Genomic DNA, 26,294 nt, shown 5'->3' with positions numbered 1-26,294 from the left:
CTTTCGAGATTGGAGACATGCTGTCAAACAAGAGTTCCCTGAGGCGGCGGCTGCAGATCGTCGAACTGGTCCGCAAGCGCGGAGAGGTTTCGGTCGAAGAGCTCAGCCAGGCGTTCGACGTTTCGAGCGTCACTATCCGCACCGACCTGACCTATCTGGAGCAGCAGCGTTATCTCGCCCGGTCGTTCGGCAAGGCCCGCTATCTCGCGCAGAAGCCTGGGGACAACGTCCTGATGCCTGTGGCGGATGGGGCAACGCGCAAGGCGTCCGAAACCATGATCGCCCGTTTTGCCGCCGAGGCCGTTGACGATCACGAGTCGCTAATGATGGGCGCCGGCGAGATCGTTCACAAAATCCTGCCGTTCCTGTCTGATCGCTCAAATCTTGCCCTGCTGATGCAGGACATTGGGATGGCGCAAACGGCACAGCGCTTTCTGCATTGCGAGCTGCTGTTGACGGGTGGCCAGCTGGAACAGGGTGCCACGGTCATGACGGGCCCTGACGCGGAAGCCTCGTTGACGCGGCGATCAATTGACCTGTGTTTCCTGGAGGCCTCAGGACTCGACCGCGACGGCAACCTGCTTTGCGCAGACCCGGCTGTGGCTCGCGTGCTTGAGGCGGCGCGGCGGGCGGCTACCAGAACGATCGTCGTTGCGTACCAGCCGCAGCTGAATGAGCGCGATGGTGAAGTCTTCGCGAACGTTTCCGACGTTGACGCGCTACTGATTGATGACGGAATCGATCCACCCACAATGGAGCTGATGCCACGCAAAGGTCTTCAGCTCCACAGAAGGGAAAGCGGAATTCTGGAGTTCCGCAAATCCACTACCTAACCCTATCAGAGGAAGAGACACATGAAGTTGACGCCCAAACGCATTGCGGCAACCATGGCTGCCACTGCCGCCTTTGCCGCCGCTCCTTTCGTGCAAGCTGGTCAGGTCACGATCGGCGCATCCCTTCTCACGCAGCAGCATCCGTTTTACGTTGCGCTGGCTGATGCGATGAAGCAGGAAGCGCAGAAGGACAATGCGAAGCTCGACATTTCGATCGCCAATCAGGATCTAAGCAAGCAGATCGCCGACGTGCAGGACTTCGTCACACGCAAGGTGGATGTCATCGTGCTGTCGCCGGTAGATTCGAAGGGCGTCAAGGCGGCCGTGATGACCGCCCAGCGGGCTGGCATCCCTGTCATTACGGTGGACATTGGCGCGCAAGGGGTCGAGGTTGCGTCCCACATCGCGACCGACAACTATGCAGGCGGCCAGATGGCGGGACAGCTCATGTGCAAAGTCCTCGGCGGCAAAGGCAAGGTTGGTGTGATCGACTATCCGACGGTCCAGTCGGTGATCGACCGCGTTACGGGTTTCAGGAAGGCTCTCGGTGCCTGCCCTGGCGTACAGGTTGTCGCCGTCCAGCCGGGTGTCACGCGAGCCGAAGCATTGACGACGGCGCAGAACATGCTCCAGGCCCACCCGGACCTTGATGGCATCTTCGGGTTCGGAGACGACGCCGCGATGGCGGCAGCGGTAGCTGGCAAGTCCGAGGGTAACCATGTCAAGGTGATCGGTTTCGATGGCATGCCGGAAGCGCGTGCCGCGGTCGACAAGAACCCCAATTTCGTTGGCGTAATCCGTCAGTACCCCGAAAAAATGGGCGCTGTCGCTGTCGATACGGCCGTGAAGGTCGCCGGGAAGCAACAGGTTGCGAAACTGATCCCGGTGACGCCCGGGGTCTATCTGCACGAAGCCGCAAAATGAACGCGAGCCCGAATAGCCTGAGCGCCCAGGCATCGGGCGCGCGCTTCGCCGATCACGCCGGCTCCCCTTTCGTAGAGTTGCGGTCGATCGCCAAATCGTTCGGCCCTGTCGAAGCGCTCAGGAACGTTTCGCTGACGTTGCGAAGTGGCCGGGTCCACACGATTCTGGGCGAAAACGGTGCCGGGAAGTCGACCCTGATGAAGATCCTGGCGGGCGTGCATGAACCGACCTGGGGTGAACTGCTCCTGCGCGGACAGCGTGTCGCATTTGCCAACCCGTCCGAGTCCCAGGCGGCCGGCATTTCGATCATCTATCAGGAACTCAGCCTCGCGAGCAACCTGAGCGTGGCCGAGAACATCTTCGCGGGCCATGAGCCGCGGCGGTTCGGGATCGTCGACTTCAAATCGTTATTCCGGCAGGCGCAGGATCTGCTCGACGACCTCGGGATCGCTATCGATGCACGTGCTCCGGTCGCGCGACTGTCGATGGCACAGCGGCAACTCGTCGAAATCGCGAAAGGACTGAGCCGGAATGCGGAACTCGTCATCATGGACGAGCCTACGTCGTCGTTGAGCGACCGGGAAGCCGAAGTGCTGTTCAACATCGTGACGAAACTCAAGGCACGAGGAACTGCCGTCGTCTACATCTCGCATCGGATGGACGAGATCATGCGAATCTCGGATGACATCTCGGTGATGCGCGACGGGCAGTACATCTCTACGCACGATAAGAACGAGACGACGATTGGTGCGCTGATCAATCTGATGGTCGGGCGCGAAATGAGCGATGTCTATCCTTCGCGTACCACGCCTCTGGATGCCAGTCGTGCGCCGTTGCTGGAGGTCAGGAATCTGACGATTGATGGCAAGTTTCACGACATCAGTTTCGGTGTCAGACCAGGTGAAATCTTCGGATTCTTCGGTCTCATCGGGGCAGGACGCTCCGACGTGATGAACGCGCTGTTCGGCATCGAATGTCCGACGGGACAGATTGTGATGGGTGGCAGGACGCTGCGCCTGCGCTCGCCGGAAAGCGCGATCTCAGCCGGTATTGCGTTCGTCACAGAGGACAGAAAGCACGAAGACCTCGTACTTATGCATTCGATTGCGCGGAACGTCACGATGGCCAGTTTCCAAAGAATGGGTTCTCGATTCGGCATTCTCAGCAGCAGGTTTGAGCAACGCGAGACGCGCGATGCTATTGCTCGCATGAAGATCAGGACGGCGGGCCCGCACCAGGCAGTTGGGGACCTGAGTGGGGGCAATCAGCAGAAAGTTGTCTTCTCGAAATGGCTTTCGCTCAAACCTAAAGTGCTCATCCTTGACGAGCCAACCCGTGGCGTTGATGTCGGCGCGAAATTCGAGATCTATCGCATGATGCGGGAACTCGCTGAAGCGGGCACTGCGATCATTCTGGTCTCTTCGGAACTACCAGAGGCGCTGGCCATGAGCGACCGTCTCGTGGTGATGCGTGAGAAGCGCCTTGTCAAGGAATTCGAGACGACTGGACTGACTCAGGAGACCGTCATGTCGTATGCAACAGGAGCAGCACAAGCATGAAACCATCTGACCTCACCGCAAGTGCCAGTCGGGACGAAACGGGCGAACGCACAAGCACCGTGACTGCACTGTCCAAATGGATTCGTCATTATGGCGGAATCGTGTGCGGGCTCGTTCTGCTCTGCGTACTGTTTGCGGTCTTGTCGTCAAACTTCCTGACGCTCGGCAACCTGCTGAACATCGTCATGCAGGTGTCGATTATCGCCATCCTCGGCTTCGGAATGACGTACGTCCTGCTGCTGGGTGACATTGACCTCTCAGTTGGCGCCGTGATGGCTCTCGTCGGGACGATCGCGGCCTTCGCGATGCAGCATGGACTGCATCCAGCACTGGCCGTCATCGTCGCGATGGCAGCGGGACTGGTTCTCGGGCTGATCAACGGCACGCTCACTTCGATGCTGACCATCCCGTCGTTCATTGTCACGGTCGCGACAATGGGTGTTTTCCGGGGATTGGCCTACATCACGTCGGCAGGCGTGCCGATCTCGATCGACGATGATCGTTTCGCTGCGCTCGGTAATGCCACTTTTCTCGGCATCGCCATACCCATCTGGATTCTGGGCATCCTGCTGGCCGTCAACCATTTTCTCCTGTCGAAAACCGTGTTTGGTCGCAAGGCTTATCTCGCCGGCGGGAATCGCGAAGCAGCGCTGTATTCGGGCATCAATGTAAAACGGTTGCGGATTGTCATTTTCATGATCTCGGGGCTGATGGCGAGCATCGGGGGCGTGCTGATGACATCGCGCCTGTATTCGGCCCAGCCCAATGCTGGTCTCGGCTATGAACTGGACGCGATTGCGGCGGCCGTGCTCGGTGGTACGAGCCTGAGCGGCGGTTACGGCACGATAGCCGGCACGTTGATCGGCGCACTCATCATTGGCGTCATCAATAACGGCATGAATCTGCTGAGTGTTCCCTACTTTTATCAACTGATCGTAAAGGGCGTCGTCATTCTTGTCGCCGTTTGCATCGATGTTCAAACCAAGAAGCGCCATGGCTAACACTGAACTGCATAAGGCCGGCAAAGCTGGCTACATCCTGACGATGGGCGAAATCCTCGTCGAAATCATGGCCACCGAGCGTGGACAGTCATTCCGCAGGCCGGGCACGCTGATCGGCCCATACGCGAGCGGCGCGCCTGCCATCTTCATTGATCAGGTCGCCAAAGCAGGCAGCCGCTGCTCCATGATTGGTTGCGTCGGCGATGACGACTTCGGTGCACTCAATGTCGAGCGCCTACGTGCTGACGGCGTTGATACTTCGGGTATCTCGGTGATCAAGACTGCAACAACGGGCAGTGCATTTGTCACCTACCGTGAGGACGGCGATCGGGACTTTATCTACAACATCTCGAATAGCGCCTCCGGGCACCTTTCCGTCGGCAACATCCGGGACGATCTGCTCAAGGAATGCCGTCACTTTCACGTGATGGGTTCGTCGCTGTTTTCTTTCCGCATCATCGAAGCAATGAAGAAGGTCATCGAAGCCGTCAAGGTACATGGTGGCACGGTGAGTTTTGACCCGAACATCCGCAAGGAGATGCTCCGCATTCCCGAGATGCGCGAGGCACTCGACTTCATTCTGGACTACACCGATGTCTTCCTGCCGAGCGGCCATGAGGTGATGCTGCTCGCCAGTGCAAGCAGCGAACAGGGCGCCATCGAAGAGCTTTTGAAGCGTGGCGTGCGTGAAGTCGTGGTCAAGCGTGGAAAGGACGGATGCAGCTACTACGACGGGACGACCGAACTGAACCTGCCAGCACTGCCTGTCGAAGAGGTCGATCCCACTGGTGCCGGAGACTGCTTCGGCGGGACGTACATCGCTTGTCGAGCGCAAGGGTTCGGTGTCGAGAGGGCACTGACTTACGCATGCGCGGCCGGCGCGCGAGCCGTGACGTTCCGTGGCCCGATGGAGGGCACGGCGACACTGGCCCAACTCGACGAATTCATTGCGAAAACTTCGGAGCAAGATCATGGTTAATGTTGTATCGCGCCTGTCGGGAGATGAGCGCGCAGCGAAGAAGCTCAAGGGCATCTATTCGATCTGCTCGGCACATCCATGGGTGCTGGGCGCTGCAATGAAACAGGCGCTTGACGACGATACGCCACTGCTGGTCGAATCGACATCGAATCAGGTCGACCAGTTCGGTGGTTACACAGGCATGAAGCCGGCAGATTTCGTCCGCTTCGTCCATCTCATCGCCGATCGCGTTGGGCTGCCTCGCGAGAGGCTGATCCTCGGTGGCGACCATCTCGGACCCAACGCATGGCGCAGCCTGCCTGCGGAGGAAGCCATGCAACGCGCCGAGGCTCTCATCGATGCCTACGTGGCGGCAGGGTTCACCAAAATTCACCTGGACACCAGCATGAGTTGTGCTGGCGATCCGGCGCGTCTCTCGGACGATGTCGTCGCAGAGAGAGCCTCACGCCTGTGTTCAATCGCCGAGGCTTCCGCGGGGCGCGAAGGAAAAAGCGAAAAACCGGTGTACATCATCGGTACGGAGGTTCCGGTCCCTGGTGGGGCCGCCGAAGCACTGGATACGGTAGAGGTAACGCATCCGGATGCCGCCCTGGACACTGTCGCCGTCCATCGCAACGCGTGGTGCGATCGAGGCCTTGACGATGCCTGGCAACGCGTGATTGCGCTCGTCGTGCAACCCGGCGTTGAGTTCGATCATACGAAGGTCGTGGATTACAAGCCTGAGCTTGCCACGAAGCTTTCCGACGTTCTTGAACAGTTGCCGGGGATGGTCTTCGAGGCTCACTCCACTGACTACCAGAAGCCGGAGTCCCTCCGTGCACTGGTGCAGGATGGGTTCGCCATTCTCAAGGTTGGCCCGGGGGTCACCTTTGCCCTGCGCGAAGCACTCTATGCGCTTGCCGACATCGAGGCCGAACTCGTTGCCCCAGGGGCAAGGTCGAATCTGCGTGAGGTAGTGGAGAGGATCATGCTTTCCAAACCCGGTAACTGGGAGAGGTATTACCACGGTGACGAGCGGGAAAAGCGGCTGCTGAGAACGTACAGCTATAGCGATCGCGTCAGATATTACTGGGCGGAGCCGGAGATCGACACGGCGGCTCAGAAGCTGATCAGCAACCTGACGGACGTCACCATTTCCGAAAACCTGCTCAGCCGCTACCTGCCAGAACAATACTGGCAATTCAGGCGTGGGCTGATCGATGCGTCTCCGATGAGCCTCATCCAGAGCAAGATTCGCGAAGTCATTGGTGTGTACGCCGCTGCGTGCACAGCATGAAGTGCACCTCGCTCAGACCAGACCGAAACCCGCAATGAAACCTGAATCCTTTGCCTTCGTCCTGTTCGGCGCAACAGGGGATCTCGCCAAGCGCAAGATCCTGCCCGCTCTCTTTGAAGCGCATCGTGCGGGCTTGTTGCCTGCGGACGGGAGAATCGTCGGGGTCGCCCGTGGCCAACTGGATGCCGATGGCTACCGCAACTGGATATCGACGCACGTGCCCGAGCACCTTCCCTCGGGCGTGGCCGGCGATCCTGCCTGGATCGAATTCCTGGCGCGGATCTCGTATCTGCCGCTTGACCTGTCAGCCAAATCTGATTTCCTTGCGCTGAAAGCGGTGCTTGATGATATCGATGGCGTGCGAGTCTTTTACTTGGCTACTGGTCCGTCCCTGTTCGTGCCGACCTGTCAGGCGCTGGCCGCGGTGGGGCTCAACGTCAACGCACGGGTTGTACTGGAAAAGCCGCTCGGCCATGATCTACATTCGTCCGATGCGATCAATGACGCGGTAGGTGAACTGTTTGAAGAACAGCAAATCTACCGGATCGATCACTATCTGGGTAAGGAATCGGTCCAGAACCTGCTGGCCTTAAGGTTCGGGAATGTCCTGTTTGAACCGCTCTGGCGCCGCGAATGGGTTTCCAACATCCAGATCACCATTGCCGAGGAACTGGGGGCCGAAGACCGCGGCGAGTTCTACGATTCGACTGGTGCGCTGCGCGACATGGTGCAAAACCACCTGCTTCAGCTGCTGGCCATTGTAGCAATGGAGCCGCCGCATTCAATGGATTCCGATAGTGTTCGGGACGAAAAGCTGCGCGTGCTGCGAGCATTGAAGCCTATCAAACCAGCAGATGTTCCATCAATGGCAGTCCGCGGTCAGTATCGTGACGGTGTGATACGCGGTCAGTCCGTTCCCGCCTATGTGGATGAAAAGGGTGTTACCCCCGCAAGTATCACGGAAACCTTTGTTGCGCTGAAGGTTGAAATCGAAAACTGGCGTTGGGCTGGGGTTCCGTTCTTCCTTCGGACAGGCAAGCGGCTCGCCGGCAGGATGGCTGAAATCGTCGTGAATTTCCGGCCCGTTCCGCATTCGGCCATCGATGCGACTGGTAGCAGCGCGCCCGCGCCGAATCGACTGGTCATCCGGTTGCAGCCCAACGAATCAATCCGCCTCTATGCCCAGGCCAAGAAGCCAGGCGAACGGATGAATCTGGCGAACGTTTATCTGGATCTGGCGTTCGACCAGTTCTTCCGGCAGGCGCAGATGGAAGCCTATCAGCGTCTACTTCTCGACGTGATCCATGGCCGGTTGTCGCTTTTCGTGCGGCGGGATGAGCAGGAAACGGCATGGAAGTGGGTTGACCCACTTCTGAAGGCGTGGGGTCGTGGCGAGGGAACTCCGAAGCCCTACGCGGCCGGAACGTGGGGGCCTGCTTCGGCGAGTGCGTTGCTGGCGCAACATGGTACCTGCTGGTTGGAGGAGGAGAACTAGCGACGGGTCGGGTAAAGATACGAGATCATCTATTCAATCAACGTAGTAGTCCTAATCTGTCACCGCAAGGGCCATCGAGAGAGATGTTTTCCATCTGAGGAGATGCAGGATGCAGCTGAAAGACAAGATTGCCATCGTGACGGGTGGCGCAACGGGCATCGGCGAGTCGGTTGCTCGCCGGTATCTGAATGAAGGAGCCAAGGTCGTTGTCGTTGATGTCAGGCCGAAGTCGGAACTCGAAGCGACTTACGCGGATGCGGACAAAAGCCATCTGCTGCTGCTCCAGGCGGACGTCACCAATCGCGACAGCATTGAAGACATCGTGCGTTCGACAATCGACCAGTTCGGGCGCGTCGACATTCTCTTCAATAACGCTGCCGTATTCGACATGCGTCCGTTGCTCGACGAGTCGTGGGAGATTTTTGACCGGATTTTCGCGGTGAACGTAAAGGGGATGTTCTTCCTGATGCAGAGGGTCGCCCAGCAGATGGCCGACCAGGGTGGCGGCGGCAAGATCATCAACATGGCGTCTCAGGCTGGACGTCGAGGCGAAGCGCTGGTGTCGCACTATTGCGCCAGCAAGGCTGCCGTCATCAGTTACACGCAGTCAGCTGCGCTCGCGCTTGCGCCTCATCGCATCAATGTCAACGGCATCGCACCAGGTGTCATCGACACGCCAATGTGGAATGACGTTGATGCGCTCTTTGCACGTTATGAGAACCGCCCGATCGGCGAAAAGAAGCGTCTGGTAGGCGAGTCGGTCCCGCTGGGTCGGATGGGTCGACCGGATGAGCTGACCGGTGCGGCGGTTTTCCTTGCGTCGTCAGACGCTGACTACATCACCGCGCAGACGCTCAACGTGGACGGCGGTAACTGGATGAGTTGATCCGGGTTGGCAGGAAGCCGTTCCACGACGAATGGGAAACCGGAGGGAGCGGCGATACACAGTAGCACCCCCAAACCGAAAGTAACAAAACAACGGAGACAGACATGAAGATGAAAGCCTCAACGAGCCGAGCGGTGATCCGCAAGGCGGTACTCGCCGGCGTTACCCTCTGCGCAGCGCAGCTTGCAAGTGCAGCGACCGTGACGATTGCAACGCTCAACAATCCGGACATGCTCGAGCTCAAGAAGCTCTCGGCCAATTTCGAGAAAGCAAATCCGGATATCAAACTCAACTGGGTGATTCTCGAAGAGAACGTGTTGCGTCAGCGGGCGACGACCGACATTACGACAAACAGTGGTCAGTTCGACGTGGTCGCCATCGGGACGTATGAGGCGCCGCAGTGGGGCAAGCGCGGATGGCTGGCACCGATGAACAACCTGCCGGCCGATTACGACCTTGACGATGTCGTCAAGACCGGGCGTGACGGCCTGTCTTCGAATGGCCAGTTGTGGGCACTGCCTTTCTACGTCGAGAGTTCGATGACCTTCTACCGCAAAGACCTGTTTGCGGCTAAGGGTCTCAAGATGCCGGATCAGCCTTCCTACGATCAGATCAAGGAGTTCGCCGACAAGCTGACCGACAAGGCCAACGGCGTGTATGGCATCTGTCTTCGCGGCAAGGCGGGTTGGGGCGAGAACATGGCGTACGTCTCGACGGTAGTCAACACCTACGGCGGGCGATGGTTTGACGAGAACTGGAAGGCCCAACTTGATACGCCCGAATGGAACAGGGCGATTACGTTTTACTCGGACCTGCTGAAGAAAGACGGCCCCCCGGGAGCCAGTTCGAACGGCTTCAACGAAAACCTGACACTAATGTCGTCGGGCAAGTGCGCCATGTGGATTGACGCGACGGTCGCGGCTGGCATGCTCTACAACAAGGCTCAATCACAGGTTGCAGACAAAGTCGGCTTCGCCGCGGCGCCGGTTGCCGTGACACCCAAAGGATCGCATTGGCTGTGGTCCTGGTCGTTTGCGGTACCCAAGACTTCCAAGTCCCAGGACGCTGCGAAGAAGTTCGCTGAGTGGGCGACTTCGAAGCAGTACATCGAACTGGTGGCGAAAGACGAAGGCTGGGCTTCGGTTCCGCCGGGGACGCGCAAGTCGACCTACGCACGCGCGGAATACAAGCAGGCCGCGCCGTTCGGCGACTTCGTTCTGAAGGCGATTGAAACGGCTAGCCCGAATGATTCGACAATCAAGAAGGTTCCATACTCAGGCGTTCAGTTTGTCGGTATCCCCGAGTTCCAGTCATTCGGGACCGTTGTGGGTCAGGCCATTGCCGGTGTTGTTGCTGGACAGACGGACGTGGCATCGGCGCTGAAGGCGGGAAATGCTGCCGCTGACCGCGCGGTGCGTCAGGCTGGCTACCAGAAGTAAGGCCGGACTGTTTTGAAAATGCGGAGGCGCTGGCAACTGCCAGTGCCTCCGCGAACTCCCAGGTGAGACGATCATGCAGCAAGTTGCTTCTTCCGCTCAACCGCCAGTCGCGCAAGCCGGCGGGCTGGACCAGAAAGGTTCGTCATCCGCACGCTGGCTGGTCATGCCATCAGTAGGCGTGCTCGTGCTGTGGATGGTGATTCCCCTTGCGATGACGATCTGGTTTTCGTTTTCGCGTTACAACCTGTTGAGTCCTGACGTCAAAGGCTTCGCCGGTATCGACAACTACAGGTTTCTGGCAACCGATCCGTCGTTTGGTCCGTCGATCGTCCACACGCTGCAACTGATCATTGCGGTGTTGGTGATTACCGTGGTGGGTGGTGTCCTGATGGCGGTGCTGTTTGACCGGAAATTCTACGGCCAGGGCATCGCGCGTCTGCTTGCGATTGCGCCGTTCTTCGTGATGCCGACGGTCAGCGCGCTGATCTGGAAGAACATGATCCTGCATCCGGTTTATGGCCTGATCGCACAGGGCATGCGCGCGATCGGTCTCGCGCCGATCGACTGGTTCGCCGAATATCCCCTGACGGCCGTCGTCATGATCGTCGCGTGGCAGTGGCTGCCGTTCGCGTTTCTGATCCTGTTCACCGCGATCCAGTCGCTCGACCAGGAACAGAAGGAAGCGGCGAAGATCGACGGCGCCGGTCCGCTTGCGATGTTCTTTTTCATCACGCTGCCGCACCTGAAGCGCGCGATTGCGGTGGTCGTGATGATGGAAACCATCTTCCTGCTGTCGATCTTCGCTGAAATCTACACGACCACGGGGGGAGGTCCGGGTGATGCGACTACCAATCTGTCGTACCTGATCTACTCGCTGGGTCTCCAGCAGTTTGACGTGGGCCTTGCTTCCGCTGGCGGGATTCTCGCCGTGGTGCTCGCGAACATCGTGTCGTTCTTCCTGGTGCGCATGCTCGCGAAGAACCTGAAAGGGGAGTACGAAAAATGAGCCAGCTTGCTGCTACACCCGCTACAACCACCCACTCGTCCACCGCTTCACCGTTCGCCGCCGTCAGGCGTAGCATTCCGGGCATCCTCGCGTGGCTGATTGCGCTGCTGCTGTTCTTCCCGATCTTCTGGATGACGATCACCGCGTTCAAGACGGAGCAGCAGGCGTATTCATCGTCGCTGTTTTTCATCCCGACGCTCGACAGTTTTCGCGAAGTGTTTGCACGCAGCAACTACTTTTCGTTCGCGTGGAATTCGATCCTGATCTCGGCGGGCGTCACGGTGCTGTGCCTGCTTCTCGCCGTGCCGGCCGCGTACGCGATGGCGTTCTTCCCGACGCGCCGCACGCAGAAAGTGCTGCTGTGGATGCTCTCGACGAAGATGATGCCGTCGGTCGGCGTGCTGGTGCCGATCTATCTGCTGTGGAAGAACAGCGGGCTGCTCGATACGGTGTCGGGTCTCGTGATCGTCTACACGCTGATCAATCTGCCGATCGCAGTGTGGATGTCGTTCACGTACTTCGCTGAAATTCCGCGCGACATTCTCGAAGCCGGGCGAATCGACGGCGCCGCGACGTGGCAAGAAATCGTCTATCTGCTGATGCCGATGTCGCTGCCCGGACTCGCGTCCACCGCGCTGCTGCTCGTGATCCTGTCGTGGAACGAAGCGTTCTGGAGCATCAACCTGTCGAGTTCGAGCGCGGCGCCGCTAACCGTGTTCATCGCGTCGTATTCGAGTCCTGAGGGGCTGTTCTGGGCCAAGCTGTCGGCGGCTTCGCTGTTGGCGGTCGCGCCGATCCTGATCGTCGGCTGGTTGTCGCAGAAGCAACTGGTGCGCGGCCTTACGTTCGGGGCGGTCAAATGACGGCAGGCAAGTTGGCAGCCAACCTTGCGCTGATCTGCGATTGCGACGGCGTACTCATCGACAGTGAGACCATTGCGGGCGCGACGATCGTGCGCGAGTTAGAGCAGCGTTGGCCCGGTACAGATGTGGCGGCCGTTGTGATGCCGTTGCTCGGCTTCCGCACCGAGCATGTACTTCAATCAACGGCGTCGACGCTTGGCAGGACGCTGTCGACGGGGGAAATGGAAACAATCCACCGCACCGTCCAGGCAGCGGCGATCAAGGCACCTATGGTGGATGGGATTGACGCGGCACTCGCAAACATACCGCTAATGAAAGCGTGTGCCAGCAACAGTTTTTCCGACTATGTGTCGCAGATTCTTGAACGCACCGGTCTGAACAGATTTTTCGCGGAACGGTTGTTCGCCGCCAACATGGTGGCCAATCCCAAACCCGCGCCAGACGTGTATCTGCTCGCTGCACAGCGGATGGCGGTCGAGCCTCGGCGTTGCCTCGTTGTCGAAGACAGTGTTGCCGGCGCGACAGCCGCAGTTGTGGCAGGCATGACCGTACTGGGCTACACGGGAGGCACGCACAACCCGGAGGAGCAGGCTAGCAAACTCCGTGGCGCTGGGGTGAAAGAGACTTTTAGTCACATGAAGCAACTCCCGGGTCTCACTGAAGAGTGGATCAGGGAGATGACATTCACACCGTCGGCGTCGACGGCCGAATGAAGGACAAGGAGACGTACTATGGCAGGCCTTAACTTGCGTAACGTGAGCAAGCGCTACGACGAACATGAAGTGATGCGAGACATCAACCTGGACATACAGGACGGTGAATTTGTTGTATTTGTCGGCCCGAGCGGGTGCGGCAAGTCGACACTCATGCGAATGATCGCCGGGCTGGAGGAAATCAGCAGCGGCGATCTGAAAATCGATGGTATTCGGGTGAACGACGTTGTGCCAGCCAAACGTGGCATTGCGATGGTGTTCCAGTCGTACGCGCTCTATCCGCACATGACGCTGTTCGACAACATGGCGTTCGGCCTGAAACTCGCGGGTGCGAAGAAACCCGAGATCGACGCAGCCGTACGCAATGCGGCGAAGATCCTGCACATCGATCATCTGCTCGAGCGCAAGCCGAAACAGCTGTCAGGCGGCCAGCGTCAGCGCGTCGCGATCGGCCGCGCGATCACGCGCAAGCCGAAGGTGTTCCTGTTTGACGAGCCGCTGTCAAATCTCGATGCGGCGCTGCGGGTGAAGATGCGACTCGAGTTCGCACGCCTGCACGACGAACTCAAGACGACGATGATCTATGTGACGCACGATCAGGTCGAGGCGATGACGCTTGCGGACAAGATCGTCGTGCTATCGGCCGGAAACATTGAGCAGGTTGGTACGCCCAATGAGCTGTACCACGCGCCGGCTAATCGCTTCGTCGCCAGCTTCATTGGCTCGCCAAAAATGAACTTCCTTGACGGAACCGTGCACTCAGTCGGTCGGGAGGGCATTGTGGTCAAGTTCGTTACCGGGGAAATGCAGCACGCAGCCGTCGAAGCGGGTAACGCTCGACCCGGTGACAAGGTCACAGTGGGTGTGCGGCCGGAACACTTGCATGTGAGCTCGTCTCCCGAAGGCCTGAAGGCGAAGGTGATGGCGCTGGAATCACTGGGAGATGCCGCGTATCTCTATATCGAAAACGTTGTGGCTGCGGAGGGCTTGATCGCCCGCATTCCTCCGCTCCAACGCCATGCACACGGCGACGAACTGTATTTGTCGGTAGCGCCTGAGCACTGCCACGTCTTCGACGCCGGCGGCATGGCATTCAAAAGGGCCGGCACTCATGCTTTGGCTGCCTGAGTCGGCTCTGCCTATATGTCAATGACGCGAATCCCCGCTTAGATGATGCTTTCAATGTTCGCGACGCATAGGGACGGTCATTACGCAGATGATCCGCTTGTAATGCCAATTCCCGCTTACATCGGCGACCAGTTTTCGTTGCGTTATCACGTCGCACTCGAGTCGATGAAAGTCGGGAAAGGCAATGCTGCGGCAGCTCAGGCCTTGCTGGAGATGGTGCTTGCGGCGGGCCTGCTTGTTGATTGCGGACATGGTCGACTGGATCATCAGCAAACACGCAAGGCGGAGCAGGCAATCGCAAAGGCGACTCAGGAAGGACTTCGGTTCAAGACCTGGAAACTCTCGGCCGACGGTTTCGATGCCCTTTGTACGATGATCACCGAACATGACTTTCAGCTTGGTAGCGCCAACGCCGGAGATGTTATACGCGTGCTTGAGCGGGTGAGCGAACTGAGTCAATGGGCAACCGCGACGGTCTCGAAATCCAGATAGCATTGGGGGTTTCCCCTGTTTCATAGGAATTCACAGGGCTGGAGATGCTCCCTATAGCCCAGCGCACACCTGATTGTGACCTCGATGCTTCGTGCAGACTGTTCTCATTCGGACGCAGTCTGACGTCCGCTTAAGCAAGGAAAACGGCCCGAAGTCCGGCGCAGTGGACTGACTGAATAGGGTCGACAAGAGGCGATCGCGCCTGCCCGACAGCAGCCGTTCATAAACCCGGCGATAAGCCCATAGGACGCGGGATCGCGGTTACCAACGTGCGTTCTGATCGCGCCATTAAGGCAACTGCGGATATTGGTTGAGGGCCAAGTGGACAGAACGGATATTCAGCCCCGAGTCAGAAGCTTGAGGATCCGGTCGTCGTGCTTTACATGGAGTGCGTCGGCAATCCTCACGGCGTCAGCGGCGGGATGGGCTGGATTGAACAGAAAGTTGTGGGCGAAGGGAACGACCGCGCTCGGTACCTTCAACACCGCGCTCGTTTCTATCTGCAGCCACTCCGTGCCCGCGCCGCGTGACCAGTCGAGATTTTGCCGCCAGTCGTCCGGAACATCAGCGTCAGCGATCTCAGCAACTGGAACGTCATCGCCCACCTATACCTCTCAGATCCGCGTAATTGCTTACTCTCCAAAGGATCATCAGGCGAAGTAACCTTCGTCGATCTGGACAAGGGTTTCCAACAGATTGAAAATCTACCCGGAATGCCCGCCAGATAAGACGTTCAGAGGTCAGATCTAGCGAGAGCGGCACAACGGAGACTGTATCTGAGCTTACTCAGCCCTGTTTCTGTTTCGGTGCAGTTGGCCGTACGTAAGAACGAAGGACCATTGACCGCTTCAGTGAGATTCGAATGTGAGTGTTATCTTGCGCGCTCGCCGCGACAATCAACTCCATGCTCTCAATCAGCGACAACGTCTCGGCATACGCGCCGCTTCGTTGAACCTAAGCATCACCCCTGCGAGGCAAGCAGCTTGATGCGCTCGGCCACCGCACCGTCGAGCGGGGTATAGACGATCATGCCGAGGTCCGGACGGCCATCGACGGAGAATGCCGAATATTCCAGCTCGATCGATCCCAGTATTGGATGCATCAGGCGCTTCACGCCACCCGCGTCGCCGTGACCGAGCACTTCGTTATCGCGCCATAAGGCCTCGAACTCCGGGCTGACACGACTCAACTCGTCGACGAGTGCGCCAACCTCGGACACAAGACCGGCGCGCGCCACATCCGCCCTGAAGGCGCCCACGACGAAACGGGCGACGCTTTCCCAGTCGTGCTGCTTGGCGCGGACGGCGGGATTGCGAAACAGGAAATGCAGGATATTGCGCTGGCCGGCGGGAAGCGCAGCATAGTCCGTCAACACGACAGCCGCGGCACGATTCCACGCAACGACATCCCAGGTGGCGGTCTTGATGATTGCCGGGCTCGTCTGGAGCGAATCAAGCAGACGCTGCAAGCGGGGATTGACGGCCTCGACCGACTTGTAGCGGACTTCCGGCGGCCGTCCCAGCCCAAGCATGAAGAGATGTTCGCGCTCCGTATCCGTCAGCATCAGGGCGCTGGAGATGCGCTCCAGCACCTCCGACGACGGCGCGCCGCCCCGTCCCTGTTCGAGCCATGTGTACCAGGTCGGACTGATATGGGCGCGCTGCGCGACTTCTTCCCTGCGCAGCCCTGGCGTTCGTCTGCGTCCGGAAAATCCAAAGCTCGCGGGATCGAGACGCGAGCGGCGGCTGCGCAGAAAATCGCCGAGCGATCGAGCCGAATTGACTGACATGGGAACCCTGTTAGTCGTTTTACTATGATGAGATCACTACTTTAACGGGATAAGAAATGATCGGATAGTGAACGGGTGACAAACAAGGAGAGTTCACTATGCGTATCTTTCTTATGGGTGCGACAGGTTTTATCGGTTCGGCCCTCGTTCCCGAGCTTATCGCAGCCGGCCATCAGGTGATCGGCATGACGCGTTCGGACGCAGGCGCGCAAGCGCTTGCCGATGCGGGCGCCGAAGTGCATCGCGCAACTCTGGAGGACACCGCGAGCTTGCGCGATGGCGCGGCGAAAGCGGGCGCTGTCATCCACGCGGCTTTCGATCACGACTTCTCGAACTTCGTCGAGAACTGCGAAAAGGACAAGCGCGCCATCGCCGCACTCGGTTCCGCGCTCACCGGCTCCGATCGCCCGCTGCTCATCACGTCCGGGACGGGAGTGGGCAGCGGCGAGCACGGCGAACCGGCGAGCGAAGATGTCTTCAACACCCGCCACCCCAATCCGCGTATCGGGTCGGAACTGGCGGGTCATGCGTTGCTTGAAGCCGGTATCAATGTGTCGGTGATGCGGCTGCCGCAAGTTCACAATCCTTTCAAGCAGGGCCTTATCACGCCGCTGGTCGCCATCGCTCGGGAGAAGGGTGTGGTGGCCTATGTGGGTGAGGGACGTAATCGCTGGCCCGCGGGTCATCTTTCCGATGTCGTGCGTCTGTATCGGCTCGCGATAGAAAAGCGTGAGCCGGGTGCTCGTTATCATGCGGTGGGGGAAGAGGGCATCAGCAGCCGCGAAATCGCCGAGTCGCTTGGACGCGGCCTGAACTTGCCGGTCGTGTCGATCGCCGCGGAAGAAGCGGCGGCGCATTTCGGATGGATGGCGATGTTCGTCGGTCTGGATATGCCTGCTTCCAGCGTGCTGACGCAGGCACGGCTGGGCTGGAAGCCGACCGGTCCCACGCTGATCGCCGATCTCGACGAAGCCCGTTACGTCTAGTCGCGCGATATTTGCTGCGCAGGCAACAACAAACACAAACTCATCGAGCTGAAGTTGAACGGGCTGAGTCCTGCGATGTACAGAACTCAGCCCGCTCAAATCTGAACGCAAACTGTCCAACTCTGCGGGGGCAGTTCCTATTTGCCTGCCCGTTTTCCAGCTTGACGACTCAGTGGCTAACGCAGTGCCGGGCAGCATCAACCCGCAGCATCAACCCGTAGCATCGAGCCGCAGGATCATGCGCGCGCCGTTGCCGCCGCCGCATAGTTTTCGTCCATCTCCGCCGCTTCGAGTTCGCCGCGCAGCACGGCGTGCGCTTCCGCGCGCGTCGCGACACACGGACCCGAGCCGAGCAGCGGCTTGCGCGCCGTCTCGCGCAGCGCGAACACCGACGCGATGCCGATCAGCGACGCACCCATCAGGTAGTACGCGGGCATCATCAGATTGCCGGTGCGGTCAACCAGCCATGCCGTGACGAGCGGCGTCGTACCGCCGAACAGCGACACCGAAATGTTGAAGCCGATGGCGAGCGCGCCGTAGCGAATCTTCGTCGGGAACAACGCCGGCAGCGCCGACGGCATCACGCCGGTAAAGCACGACAGCAGCGTGCCGAGAATCATCAGACCGCCGAACACCGGCAGCATCTCGCCCATGCGGATCAGCAGCAAGGCCGGAATCGACAGCACGAACAGACCCACGCAACCGAACAGCATCACCGGCTTGCGGCCGATCGTGTCGGACAGACGGCCGGCTGCGAGCGTCATCGGCATCATCAGCACCATCACCACCAGCACGAGGAACAGACCGTGCGTTTCGTTGAAGTGCAGCGTGGCCGACAGATAGCTCGGCAGATAGGACAGCGCCATGTAATCGGTAACGTTGAAGATCAGCACGAGTCCGACGCACAGCAAAAGCGGTTTCCACTGCTGCACGAGCAACTGGCGAAACGATTGCTTGGGCAGCGCGTTGTCTTCGGCTTCGCGCTGCTCGGCCTGCTTCCTGAACGCCGGCGTTTCTTCGAGCTTCATCCGGATGTAGAGACCCACCAGGCCCAGCGGCCCTGCGATCAGGAACGGCACACGCCAGCCCCACGTGAGCAGCGCTTCGTTCGACAGCGTCGCGCTCAGCAGCGCAACCGTGCCGGCGCCGAGCACGTAGCCGATCAGCGTGCCGAATTCGAGGAAGCTGCCCATGAAGCCGCGGCGCTTGTCGGTCGAGAACTCGGCGATGAAGGTGGCGGCGCCGCCGTATTCACCGCCGGTCGAAAAGCCCTGCACCAGACGCGCAACCAGCAGCAAGGCCGGCGCGAGAATGCCGATCGACGCGTAGCTGGGAATCAGCCCGATCGCGAAGGTGCCGAGCGCCATCATGATCATGGTCATCGCCAGCACGCGCTGACGGCCGATGCGGTCGCCCAGCGGCCCGAACACCATGCCGCCCACCGGCCGTACGAGGAACGCTGCGGCAAACGTGCCGAAGGTGGCGATCAGCTGCGCGGACGGGCTCGACGACGGGAAGAACACTTTGCCGAGCGTGACAGCGATGTAGCTGTACACGCCGAAATCGAACCATTCCATTGCGTTGCCGAGCGCCATCGCGCCGACGGCACGCTTGAGGAGAGATTGATCGACGATCGTGATGTCGTCGGGAGAGAGGCGTTGTTCTTCTTTGTGATGTCGCCAGAAGCCGTTGCTGGAAGCGGTCAAGGTGAAAACTCCAATGACTGCGACGAAACTCATGATGCGCATGAATGTTCCGCCACGGTTGCTGGGAAGTGCAGTTTCGCGATCGGGGCGCTGGTATCTCCCTCGCCGCAGACGGCGCAAGAGTTGAGGACGCAAAAAGGAAAACAAAACGCCCGTGCCTCGCGAACGATTCGCGAAAAAACACTCGTCAAGATTGTGCTGACTGTTGCATCTGCGTGGCCGTGGAAGGGGGGCAGATGCATGAGGACGCAGAGGTGGCTGAAAGCTGGCCCGCGCGCCGCTGAAAGGCTCGAAACGAAAAAGGCCGGTGCTGGATCGCCGCTCACCACCACCTATGTAGCGAGATGAAACGGTGAAATGACCGACAAGCCTTCTTGTATAAAAAACTGTCCAATCCAGAAGGGCTGCACGCACTGTGTGTGCGCCACAATGAACCGAACGCGAATGAAGGTGAATTGCTGTTGGAACGGCGCACATAGTAGCACGATGACAGAGGATCGTGCAAACTGGGCATCCGGCGAGGGCTTGGGGAGAGGTTCAATCCCTTGCGGGGCGGGGGATTGGGCGGATCGCAGCGGCGGGGATGAGCGGCCTGAAAACAGCCCGAAATGTACAGTTTGGAGAAACCGGCGGCGCCCTGAAGAACGGCAATTGTGCTAAAAAGCGGACGATAAAAATCCGCGCACGCGGCGCGGATTTTTATCCGGCTCAGTACCGGCGCTTGACGCTGTCCGCGGGACTGAAACTGACAGCGTGCAGCCGGAAGCGCTTACTCAGCCGTTGGCGGCACATAACCCTGTGCCGTATCGGCGCCTTCACCGAAGAAGAACTTTTCGGTTTGCTTCATCAGGTATTGGCGTGCGCGCGGATCGGCCATGTTCAGGCGGTTTTCGTTGATCAGCATGGTTTGCTGCTTCAACCAGGCCTGCCAGGCTTCCTTCGAAATGCTTTCGTAGATCCGCTTGCCGAGCTCGCCCGGCAGCGGCGGGAAATCGAGGCCCTCGGCTTCCTTGCCGAGCTTCGCGCATTGAACCAAACGAGTCATGCTGTGCTTCTCCTGTGTCGACCGGAGTTAGTGCTTCAGCACTTACTCCGGTCCCATGAAAAATGGTTACTGTAGTTAGTGCTTCAGCACTTACTCCGGTCCCATGAAAAATGGTTACTGTAGTTAGTGCTTCAGCACTTACTCCGGTCCCATGAAAAATGGTTACTGTATCAATGTTGGGGCGGGCAGTCGCTTCATATGGGGACGCTCAGAGCTGTTTCATCAGCACGAGCGATTTGCGCTGCCAGTTATAGAGCCGGCGGCGGTCCTCCGGCAGGTCGTCGACCGTTACCTTGACGAAACCGCGCTTGAGGAACCAGTGTTCGGTGCGCGTGGTGAGCACGAAAATTCGCGTGAGACCGCGTGCCCGCGCGCGCTGCTCGATGCGCTTCAACAGCCGTTCGCCGTCGCCGGTGCCTTGCGCTTCAGGCGCGACTGTCAGACACGCCATTTCGCCGATGCGCTCCTGCGTGTACGGATACAGCGCCGCGCAGCCGAACAGCACGCCATCGTGCTCGATCACGGAGAAATGGTCGATGTCGCGTTCGATCTGGTGACGGCCGCGCCGTACCAGTGTGCCGTCCGTTTCGAGCGGCTCGATCAGCGAGAGAATGCCGCCGACGTCGTCCGGCGTGGCTTCGCGCAGGCTTTCCAGGTTCTCGTACGAGATCATCGTGCCGACGCCGTCGTGCAGGAACAGTTCGAGCAGCAGGCTGCCGTCGAGCGCGTAGGGGATGATGTGCGCCCGCGCCACGCCACCGCGGCACGCGCGGATCGAGTGCTTCAGGTAGAAACCGGCGTCGCCGGTGACTTCGCCGCTTTCATGCAGCTTGTAGGCGTCGTCGAGCGACAGTTCGCGGATCAGTTCGGGACCGTCTTCGCCGGCTTCCATCAGGCCCGGCGTTTCGGTCAGGAACACGATCTTGTCGGCGCGCAGCGCAATCGCCGCCGCCGACGCGACGTCTTCCATCGACAGATTGAACGCCTCGCCGGTGGGCGAGAAGCCGAGCGGCGAGAGCAGCACCAGCTTGCGGCTCGCGAGCGAATGGCGGATCGAATCTGCGTCGATCTTGCGCACCACGCCGGTGTGCTGGAAATCGACGCCGTCCAGAATGCCGACCGGGCGCGCCGTCACGAAGTTGCCGGACACCACGCTGATGTGGGCATGCGCCATCGGCGTGTTCGGCAGGCCCTGGCTGATCGCGGCCTCGATATCCAGACGCACTTCGCCGGCCGCTTCTTTTGCCGACTCCAGCGCGCGCGCATCCGTGATGCGCATGCCGTGCGAAAACTCCGACTCCACGCCGTGCAGGCTCATTTGCTCTTCGACCTGCGGTCGCGAGCCGTGCACCAGGACGATCTGGATGCCCATGGCCTGCAACAATGCGATATCCGAGACGAGCGCATTCAGGAGCCCCTGATGCACCACCTCGCCGCCGAACCCGACGACGAACGTCTTGTTACGGAACGCATGGATGTACGGGGCGACTGAGCGCATCCAGTCGACGAATTGCGCGTGCTGTGCGAGGTTTTCCGTCGCTCCGGAGGGGGCCGGAACGCTCGCGGGCGCGGGGACGAGGTCGGTTTGGGAATTCATGCCGGGGATTATAATGCGCCCCCATGTCGAATGTACCCAAAAGTCCCGCTACGGCGAACGAGAATCCGGCGCCGGCCACCGATCAGGTGAAGTCCGGCGACGCTGCGCGCCGTCATGCGCAGGACGCGCCGCGCAACACGCCGTCGGCGGCGCGCGAGCCGAGCCGTGCCGCTGATGCCGCGCAAGCGTCGGCGCAGAAAAAAAATCCGCCGCAGGGCGCTCGCCACGAATCAGGCGCGCAGCCCGCCAGCGCGAGTGCTCCCAATCAGCCGAAGCGCGGCGACGCGCGTGCTAGGCGGCCAGGCGGCGCAATGGCGCGGAGCGGCCAGCTTCGCCGCGAATCCGGCGCGCCCGCGCAAAAAAACCCGCAAACAACCCCGCAAGCAACGCCGCAAGCAACGCCGCAAGCGAGCGATGCCGAGCGCAAGCCGCGCGGTGAACCGCGCGAACCGCGTCAGCCGCGCCCGCAGCGCGTGGTCGAGCCGAATCCGATTCCGCCGATCGCGTTCCCCGAAGCGCTGCCGGTGTCCGGCCGCCGCGAAGAGATCGCGCGCGCGATCGGGCAGCATCAGGTGGTGATCGTCTGCGGTGAGACGGGCTCGGGCAAAACGACCCAGTTGCCGAAAATCTGCCTCGCCTTGGGGCGTGGCCTCGGCGCCGGCGGCACCGGCCTGATCGGCCACACGCAGCCGCGCCGGATCGCCGCGTCGGCGACGGGGCGCCGCATCGCCGAAGAACTCGGCACGCCGTTCGGCGAAGTGGTCGGCTACAAGGTGCGCTTCACCGACAATCTGTCGCCCGGCGCCTCGGTCAAGCTGATGACCGACGGTATTCTGCTCGCCGAAACGCAGACCGATCCGCTGCTGAAAGCGTATGACACGCTGATCATCGACGAAGCGCACGAGCGCAGCCTGAACATCGATTTTCTGCTTGGCTATCTGAAGGAAATTCTCGTCAAGCGCCCCGATCTGAAGCTGATCGTAACCTCGGCAACGATCGACGCGCACCGTTTCGCGCGCCATTTCGGCAGCGAGGAAAAGCCCGCGCCGGTGATCGAAGTGAGCGGCCGTCTCTATCCGGTCGAAGTGCGTTACCGCCCGGTGGTGGAAGACAGTCCGGCGGTGAAGGCGGCGCAAGGGACTTCGGCGTCGTCGTCGCCGCGTGGATCGCGCGACAGGCCGAAAACCCAGCGCGAATCTGGCAAAGATCGGGATCGCGATCTGATGGAAGCGATCGTCGACGCGGTCGACGAGTTGTGCCGCGAAGGTCCCGGCGACGTGCTGGTCTTTCTGCCCGGCGAGCGCGAAATTCGCGACGCCGCCGAGGCGCTGCGCAAGCATCATCCGCCGCATACGGAAATTCTGCCGCTGTTCGCGCGCCTCTCGGCCGCCGAGCAGGAGCGTGTTTTCCGCACCTCGAACGCGCGCCGCATCGTGCTGGCGACCAACGTCGCCGAAACCTCGCTGACGGTCCCGGGGATTCGCTATGTGGTCGATACGGGCCTTGCGCGCGTGAAGCGCTACTCGTATCGCAACAAGGTCGAGCAGTTGCAGGTCGAGTCGATATCGCAAGCCGCCGCGAATCAGCGGGCGGGGCGTTGCGGCCGGGTCGCCGATGGCGTCTGCATTCGTCTGTATGAAGAAAGCGACTACCAGGGCCGCGTGCGCTTCACCGATCCGGAAATTCTGCGCTCGTCGCTCGCGTCGGTGATTCTGCGGATGAAGTCGCTGCACCTGAGCGCGATCGAAACCTTCCCGTTCATCGAACCGCCGCCGGGCCGCGCGATCGCCGACGGCTATCAACTGCTCAACGAACTCGGCGCGGTCGACGACGACAACCAGCTCACGCCGCTCGGCCGCGAACTCGCGCGCTTGCCGCTCGATCCGCGCGTCGGCCGGATGATTCTCGCCGCGCGCGATCAGCAGGCGCTGAAGGAAGTGCTGATCATCGCTAGCGCGTTGTCGGTGCAGGACCCGCGCGACCGGCCGATCGAAGCGCAGGAGCAGGCCGATCAGGCGCATCGCCGCTTTGCCGACGAGCGCTCCGAATTCCTCCAATGGCTGAAAATCTGGACGTGGTTCGAAGAAGCGATCGCGCACAAGAAGTCGAACCGGCAGTTGCAGGACGAATGCCGCAAGAATTTCCTGTCGCAACTGCGCCTGCGCGAATGGCGCGACGTGCATTCGCAACTGCTGACGGTGGTGCGCGAACACGGCTGGCGTCTGAACGAGGCCGAAGCCACCTTCGAGCAGATCCACCTCGCGCTGTTGACCGGGCTGCTCGGCAACATCGGCCTGAAAGCCGACGACGAACCGCATTACCTCGGCGCGCGCGGCATCAAGTTCTATCTGTGGCCGGGTTCCGCGCTGGTGAAGAAGGCGGGCAAGTGGGCGATGGCCGCCGAACTGGTCGAGACGAGCCGCCTCTACGCACGTTGCATCGCGAAGATCGAGCCGGAGTGGATCGAGCGGATCGGCGCGCATTTGCTGAAGAAGTCGCTCTCGGAGCCGCATTGGGAAAAGCGCGCGGCGCAGGTGTCGGCGTTCGAACGCGCGATGCTTTACGGCCTGCCGATCTATCACCGGCGGCGCGTGAGTTTCGGCAAGCAGGACCCGGCGCGCGCGCGTGAATTGTTCATTCGCGGCGCGCTGGTGGAAGGCGAGTTCGATACGAAGCTCGCGTTCTTCGCGCACAACCGCAAGCTGCTTGCCGATATCGAACAGCTGGAACACAAATCGCGCCGTCAGGACGTGCTGGTCGACGACGAACTGATCTTCGGCTTCTACGACCAGGCGATTGCGCCAGGCATCTACACGGGCGCGTCGTTCGAGCGCTGGTATCGCGACGAGCTGAACAAGAGCGGCCAGCCGGAAGACAAGCTGCGCCTGCTGTATCTGTCGCGCGACGATCTGATGCGGCACGAAGCCGCCGGCGTGACAACCGATCTGTTCCCGAAGCGGATGACGATGGCAGGCGTCGAAATGGCGCTCACCTATCACTTCGAACCCGGTTCGCCGCGCGACGGCGTGACGCTCGCGGTGCCGCTCTACGCGCTGAATCAGGTCGACGCGCGGCGCTGTGAATGGCTCGTGCCCGGCATGCTGAAAGAGAAGACGCAACTGCTTCTGAAGTCGCTGCCGCAGAAGCTGCGGCGTCATTGCGTGCCGCTGCCGGACTACGCGGCGGGTTTTGTCGAGCGGCATGGCGGTCCGCGCTTCGGCGCGGGCGGTCTGCTCGAATCGCTGATCGCCGACATTCGCGAGCAGACTCAAATCGCGATGAAGCAATCGGACTTCAAGCTCGAGACGTTGACGCCGCATCTGTTCATGAACTTCAAGGTCGTCGACGAGCATGGGCGGCAGCTGGCGATGGGCCGCAACCTGGCGCAACTGCGGGCCGAACTGGGCGGCCAGGCGCAGCAGCATTTCCAGAAGATCGCGGCGGGCGCGGCCGGCGCGGCGTTGGCGGATGCGGGCGGCGGCAGCGTCGCCGCACCGGTGGCGTCGACGAACGCCGGGCAGCGCGGCAAGGGCGGGCCCGCCGGTCCGCAGACTGCGCCACAAGGTGGTGCGCCCGCCACTGCGCTGTACGAAAAGCTCACGACGTGGAATTTCGGCAAGCTTCCCGAGCTGCTCGAAATTCGCCGCGGCGGGCAGACGCTGTTCGGCTATCCGGCATTGGTGGATCGCGGCACCCACTGCGACGTCGAAGTGTTCGATTCGCCGGACGAAGCCGCGCGCATTCATCGCGCGGGGCTTCGGCGTCTCTTTGCGTTGCAGTTGAAGGAGCCGATCAAGTATCTGGAGAAGAATCTTCCGGGTCTGCGCGAAATGGCGATGCAGTTCATGCCGCGCGCCACGCAGGAAGAATTGCGCGATCAACTGATCGACACCGCGCTCGATCGCGCGTGTCTGCAAGATCCGCTGCCCGACGACGACGTCGGTTTCCACACGCGCCGCGACGAAGGCCGCAGCCGTCTGACGTTATTGGCCCAGGAAATCTCGCGGCTGGTCGGGCAGATTCTGAGCGAATACGCCACCGTGACGAAGAAGCTGGTGCAGGCGAAGGCGTTCGCTGCTGCGCATGCGGACATGCAGAACCAGCTCGATGGACTGATCGGCAAGCGCTTCGTCGTCGACACGCCGTACCCGCAGCTGGCGCATTTTCCACGCTATCTGAAAGGCATCGCGCTGCGCGTCGACAAACTGAAAGCGGACCCCGCGCGCGACGCCCGGCAGTTCGCCGAATTCCAGCCGCTCTTGCAGAACTACCAGCGCGCGCTGGCGCAACGCGGCGGCGTGCTGGATCCGCGCTTGTCAGAATTCCGCTGGCTGCTGGAAGAGTTGCGGATTTCGCTGTTCGCGCAGGAGCTGCGTACGCCGATGCCGGTATCGGTGAAGCGTCTCTACAAGGTGTGGGAATCGATGCAGCGCTGAGCGGCGGGTGAGGTGGGCGGGGCGGCGTCCAGCAGGTCGGCTTGACGCTGACATTTGTCTAACGGCTTGCTAACAAACGTGGGTGCTTCTCGCCCTGATTTTTACTCGCATCACACCCGCATCCACGTCAACCGCTGACGC

General features: G+C 60.5%; 21 protein-coding genes. 16 read left to right on the top strand and 5 right to left on the bottom strand.

Annotation, left to right across the window (positions count from 1 at the left end; genetic code table 11):
* The first annotated feature begins 17 nt into the window (after positions 1 to 17).
* The 14 genes from DLM46_RS25200 to DLM46_RS25135 all read left to right on the top strand — a co-directional run bounded on the left by DLM46_RS25200 (position 18) and on the right by DLM46_RS25135 (position 14,594).
* Positions 18 to 833: a DeoR/GlpR family DNA-binding transcription regulator gene (locus DLM46_RS25200; protein ID WP_115105227.1), complete on the top strand. Its 816-nt coding sequence runs from the start codon at positions 18 to 20 to the stop codon at positions 831 to 833.
* Positions 834 to 854: 21 nt separating this feature from the next.
* Complete coding sequence (locus DLM46_RS25195; RefSeq protein ID WP_115105101.1) at positions 855 to 1,757, top strand: substrate-binding domain-containing protein; 903 nt, start codon at positions 855 to 857, stop codon at positions 1,755 to 1,757.
* 77 nt (positions 1,758 to 1,834) lie between these two features.
* Entirely contained in the window at positions 1,835 to 3,316 is a 1,482-nt protein-coding gene (locus DLM46_RS25190) for a sugar ABC transporter ATP-binding protein (protein WP_244306363.1), read from the top strand.
* The gene (locus DLM46_RS25185; protein WP_115105097.1) at positions 3,313 to 4,317 is read left to right on the top strand and encodes an ABC transporter permease; all 1,005 of its coding nucleotides are present in this window, start codon (positions 3,313 to 3,315) and stop codon (positions 4,315 to 4,317) included. Before DLM46_RS25190 ends, DLM46_RS25185 begins: the two co-directional genes overlap by 4 nt.
* A complete protein-coding gene (locus DLM46_RS25180; RefSeq protein ID WP_115105094.1) occupies positions 4,310 to 5,296 on the top strand; it encodes a tagatose kinase in 987 nt (328 codons plus the stop codon). Before DLM46_RS25185 ends, DLM46_RS25180 begins: the two co-directional genes overlap by 8 nt.
* A complete protein-coding gene (locus DLM46_RS25175) occupies positions 5,289 to 6,572 on the top strand; it encodes a D-tagatose-bisphosphate aldolase, class II, non-catalytic subunit (protein WP_115105091.1) in 1,284 nt (427 codons plus the stop codon). The genes DLM46_RS25180 and DLM46_RS25175 overlap by 8 nt, the downstream gene beginning before the upstream one ends.
* A gap of 34 nt (positions 6,573 to 6,606) precedes the next feature.
* Positions 6,607 to 8,067, top strand: coding sequence for a glucose-6-phosphate dehydrogenase (zwf, locus tag DLM46_RS25170; protein ID WP_115105089.1), 1,461 nt, complete (start codon positions 6,607 to 6,609; stop codon positions 8,065 to 8,067).
* Between the two features lie 109 nt (positions 8,068 to 8,176).
* Positions 8,177 to 8,953 carry an L-iditol 2-dehydrogenase gene (locus tag DLM46_RS25165; protein WP_115105086.1) on the top strand — a complete coding sequence of 259 codons (777 nt, stop codon included), beginning with the start codon at positions 8,177 to 8,179 and terminating at the stop codon, positions 8,951 to 8,953.
* 104 nt (positions 8,954 to 9,057) lie between these two features.
* Positions 9,058 to 10,392: an ABC transporter substrate-binding protein gene (locus DLM46_RS25160; RefSeq protein ID WP_115105083.1), complete on the top strand. Its 1,335-nt coding sequence runs from the start codon at positions 9,058 to 9,060 to the stop codon at positions 10,390 to 10,392.
* Positions 10,393 to 10,465: 73 nt separating this feature from the next.
* Positions 10,466 to 11,398 carry a carbohydrate ABC transporter permease gene (locus tag DLM46_RS25155; protein WP_115105081.1) on the top strand — a complete coding sequence of 311 codons (933 nt, stop codon included), beginning with the start codon at positions 10,466 to 10,468 and terminating at the stop codon, positions 11,396 to 11,398.
* Positions 11,395 to 12,261: a carbohydrate ABC transporter permease gene (locus DLM46_RS25150; protein WP_115105078.1), complete on the top strand. Its 867-nt coding sequence runs from the start codon at positions 11,395 to 11,397 to the stop codon at positions 12,259 to 12,261. The genes DLM46_RS25155 and DLM46_RS25150 overlap by 4 nt, the downstream gene beginning before the upstream one ends.
* The gene (locus DLM46_RS25145) at positions 12,258 to 12,974 is read left to right on the top strand and encodes an HAD-IA family hydrolase (protein ID WP_115105075.1); all 717 of its coding nucleotides are present in this window, start codon (positions 12,258 to 12,260) and stop codon (positions 12,972 to 12,974) included. The genes DLM46_RS25150 and DLM46_RS25145 overlap by 4 nt, the downstream gene beginning before the upstream one ends.
* Positions 12,975 to 12,992: 18 nt before the next feature.
* Positions 12,993 to 14,102, top strand: a complete 1,110-nt coding sequence (locus tag DLM46_RS25140; protein WP_115105073.1) for an ABC transporter ATP-binding protein — start codon at positions 12,993 to 12,995, stop codon at positions 14,100 to 14,102.
* Positions 14,103 to 14,204: 102 nt separating this feature from the next.
* A complete protein-coding gene (locus DLM46_RS25135) occupies positions 14,205 to 14,594 on the top strand; it encodes a hypothetical protein (protein WP_133300375.1) in 390 nt (129 codons plus the stop codon).
* A 338-nt stretch (positions 14,595 to 14,932) separates the two neighbouring features.
* Here DLM46_RS25135 and DLM46_RS25130 read toward each other — a convergent pair whose 3' ends face one another.
* Together DLM46_RS25130 and DLM46_RS25125 are read right to left on the bottom strand one after the other, a co-directional pair.
* Positions 14,933 to 15,199, bottom strand: coding sequence for an RES family NAD+ phosphorylase (locus DLM46_RS25130; protein ID WP_244306362.1), 267 nt, complete (start codon positions 15,197 to 15,199; stop codon positions 14,933 to 14,935).
* 356 nt (positions 15,200 to 15,555) lie between these two features.
* Positions 15,556 to 16,383 (bottom strand): helix-turn-helix transcriptional regulator, encoded by an 828-nt coding sequence (locus DLM46_RS25125; RefSeq protein WP_115105067.1) that lies wholly within the window; start codon positions 16,381 to 16,383, stop codon positions 15,556 to 15,558.
* Positions 16,384 to 16,481: 98 nt separating this feature from the next.
* On the opposite strand from DLM46_RS25125, the gene DLM46_RS25120 reads away from it, so the two are divergent.
* Positions 16,482 to 17,369, top strand: a complete 888-nt coding sequence (locus DLM46_RS25120; RefSeq protein ID WP_115105065.1) for an SDR family oxidoreductase — start codon at positions 16,482 to 16,484, stop codon at positions 17,367 to 17,369.
* A 236-nt stretch (positions 17,370 to 17,605) separates the two neighbouring features.
* Here DLM46_RS25120 and proP read toward each other — a convergent pair whose 3' ends face one another.
* From proP to argA, 3 genes are all read right to left on the bottom strand, one after another.
* Positions 17,606 to 19,108: a glycine betaine/L-proline transporter ProP gene (proP, locus tag DLM46_RS25115; protein ID WP_244306365.1), complete on the bottom strand. Its 1,503-nt coding sequence runs from the start codon at positions 19,106 to 19,108 to the stop codon at positions 17,606 to 17,608.
* Positions 19,109 to 19,844: 736 nt separating this feature from the next.
* Positions 19,845 to 20,120: an oxidative damage protection protein gene (locus DLM46_RS25110; RefSeq protein WP_115105062.1), complete on the bottom strand. Its 276-nt coding sequence runs from the start codon at positions 20,118 to 20,120 to the stop codon at positions 19,845 to 19,847.
* A 208-nt stretch (positions 20,121 to 20,328) separates the two neighbouring features.
* Positions 20,329 to 21,717, bottom strand: a complete 1,389-nt coding sequence (argA, locus tag DLM46_RS25105; protein WP_115105060.1) for an amino-acid N-acetyltransferase — start codon at positions 21,715 to 21,717, stop codon at positions 20,329 to 20,331.
* A 23-nt stretch (positions 21,718 to 21,740) separates the two neighbouring features.
* Here argA and hrpA point away from each other — a divergent pair, with 23 nt between their 5' ends.
* Positions 21,741 to 26,153: an ATP-dependent RNA helicase HrpA gene (gene hrpA, locus DLM46_RS25100; protein WP_115105057.1), complete on the top strand. Its 4,413-nt coding sequence runs from the start codon at positions 21,741 to 21,743 to the stop codon at positions 26,151 to 26,153.
* Positions 26,154 to 26,294: the final 141 nt, after the last annotated feature.

Source organism: Paraburkholderia lacunae (assembly GCF_003353175.1).
Lineage (GTDB): Bacteria > Pseudomonadota > Gammaproteobacteria > Burkholderiales > Burkholderiaceae > Paraburkholderia > Paraburkholderia lacunae.
Note: the sequence above shows the minus strand (reverse complement) of the source record. Positions and strands in the feature narration are given on the sequence as shown.

Coding starts and splice junctions, on each gene's coding strand:
- DLM46_RS25150 (WP_115105078.1), top strand. CDS start 11,395: ATGAGCCAGCTTGCTGCTACACCCGCTACAACCACCCACTCGTCCACC.
- DLM46_RS25185 (WP_115105097.1), top strand. CDS start 3,313: ATGAAACCATCTGACCTCACCGCAAGTGCCAGTCGGGACGAAACGGGC.
- zwf (WP_115105089.1), top strand. CDS start 6,607: ATGAAACCTGAATCCTTTGCCTTCGTCCTGTTCGGCGCAACAGGGGAT.
- DLM46_RS25160 (WP_115105083.1), top strand. CDS start 9,058: ATGAAGATGAAAGCCTCAACGAGCCGAGCGGTGATCCGCAAGGCGGTA.
- DLM46_RS25195 (WP_115105101.1), top strand. CDS start 855: ATGAAGTTGACGCCCAAACGCATTGCGGCAACCATGGCTGCCACTGCC.
- proP (WP_244306365.1), bottom strand. CDS start 19,108: ATGAGTTTCGTCGCAGTCATTGGAGTTTTCACCTTGACCGCTTCCAGC.
- DLM46_RS25175 (WP_115105091.1), top strand. CDS start 5,289: ATGGTTAATGTTGTATCGCGCCTGTCGGGAGATGAGCGCGCAGCGAAG.
- DLM46_RS25165 (WP_115105086.1), top strand. CDS start 8,177: ATGCAGCTGAAAGACAAGATTGCCATCGTGACGGGTGGCGCAACGGGC.
- DLM46_RS25145 (WP_115105075.1), top strand. CDS start 12,258: ATGACGGCAGGCAAGTTGGCAGCCAACCTTGCGCTGATCTGCGATTGC.
- DLM46_RS25155 (WP_115105081.1), top strand. CDS start 10,466: ATGCAGCAAGTTGCTTCTTCCGCTCAACCGCCAGTCGCGCAAGCCGGC.
- DLM46_RS25120 (WP_115105065.1), top strand. CDS start 16,482: ATGCGTATCTTTCTTATGGGTGCGACAGGTTTTATCGGTTCGGCCCTC.
- DLM46_RS25125 (WP_115105067.1), bottom strand. CDS start 16,383: ATGTCAGTCAATTCGGCTCGATCGCTCGGCGATTTTCTGCGCAGCCGC.
- hrpA (WP_115105057.1), top strand. CDS start 21,741: ATGTCGAATGTACCCAAAAGTCCCGCTACGGCGAACGAGAATCCGGCG.
- DLM46_RS25135 (WP_133300375.1), top strand. CDS start 14,205: ATGCCAATTCCCGCTTACATCGGCGACCAGTTTTCGTTGCGTTATCAC.
- DLM46_RS25110 (WP_115105062.1), bottom strand. CDS start 20,120: ATGACTCGTTTGGTTCAATGCGCGAAGCTCGGCAAGGAAGCCGAGGGC.
- DLM46_RS25180 (WP_115105094.1), top strand. CDS start 4,310: ATGGCTAACACTGAACTGCATAAGGCCGGCAAAGCTGGCTACATCCTG.
- DLM46_RS25200 (WP_115105227.1), top strand. CDS start 18: ATGCTGTCAAACAAGAGTTCCCTGAGGCGGCGGCTGCAGATCGTCGAA.
- DLM46_RS25140 (WP_115105073.1), top strand. CDS start 12,993: ATGGCAGGCCTTAACTTGCGTAACGTGAGCAAGCGCTACGACGAACAT.
- argA (WP_115105060.1), bottom strand. CDS start 21,717: ATGAATTCCCAAACCGACCTCGTCCCCGCGCCCGCGAGCGTTCCGGCC.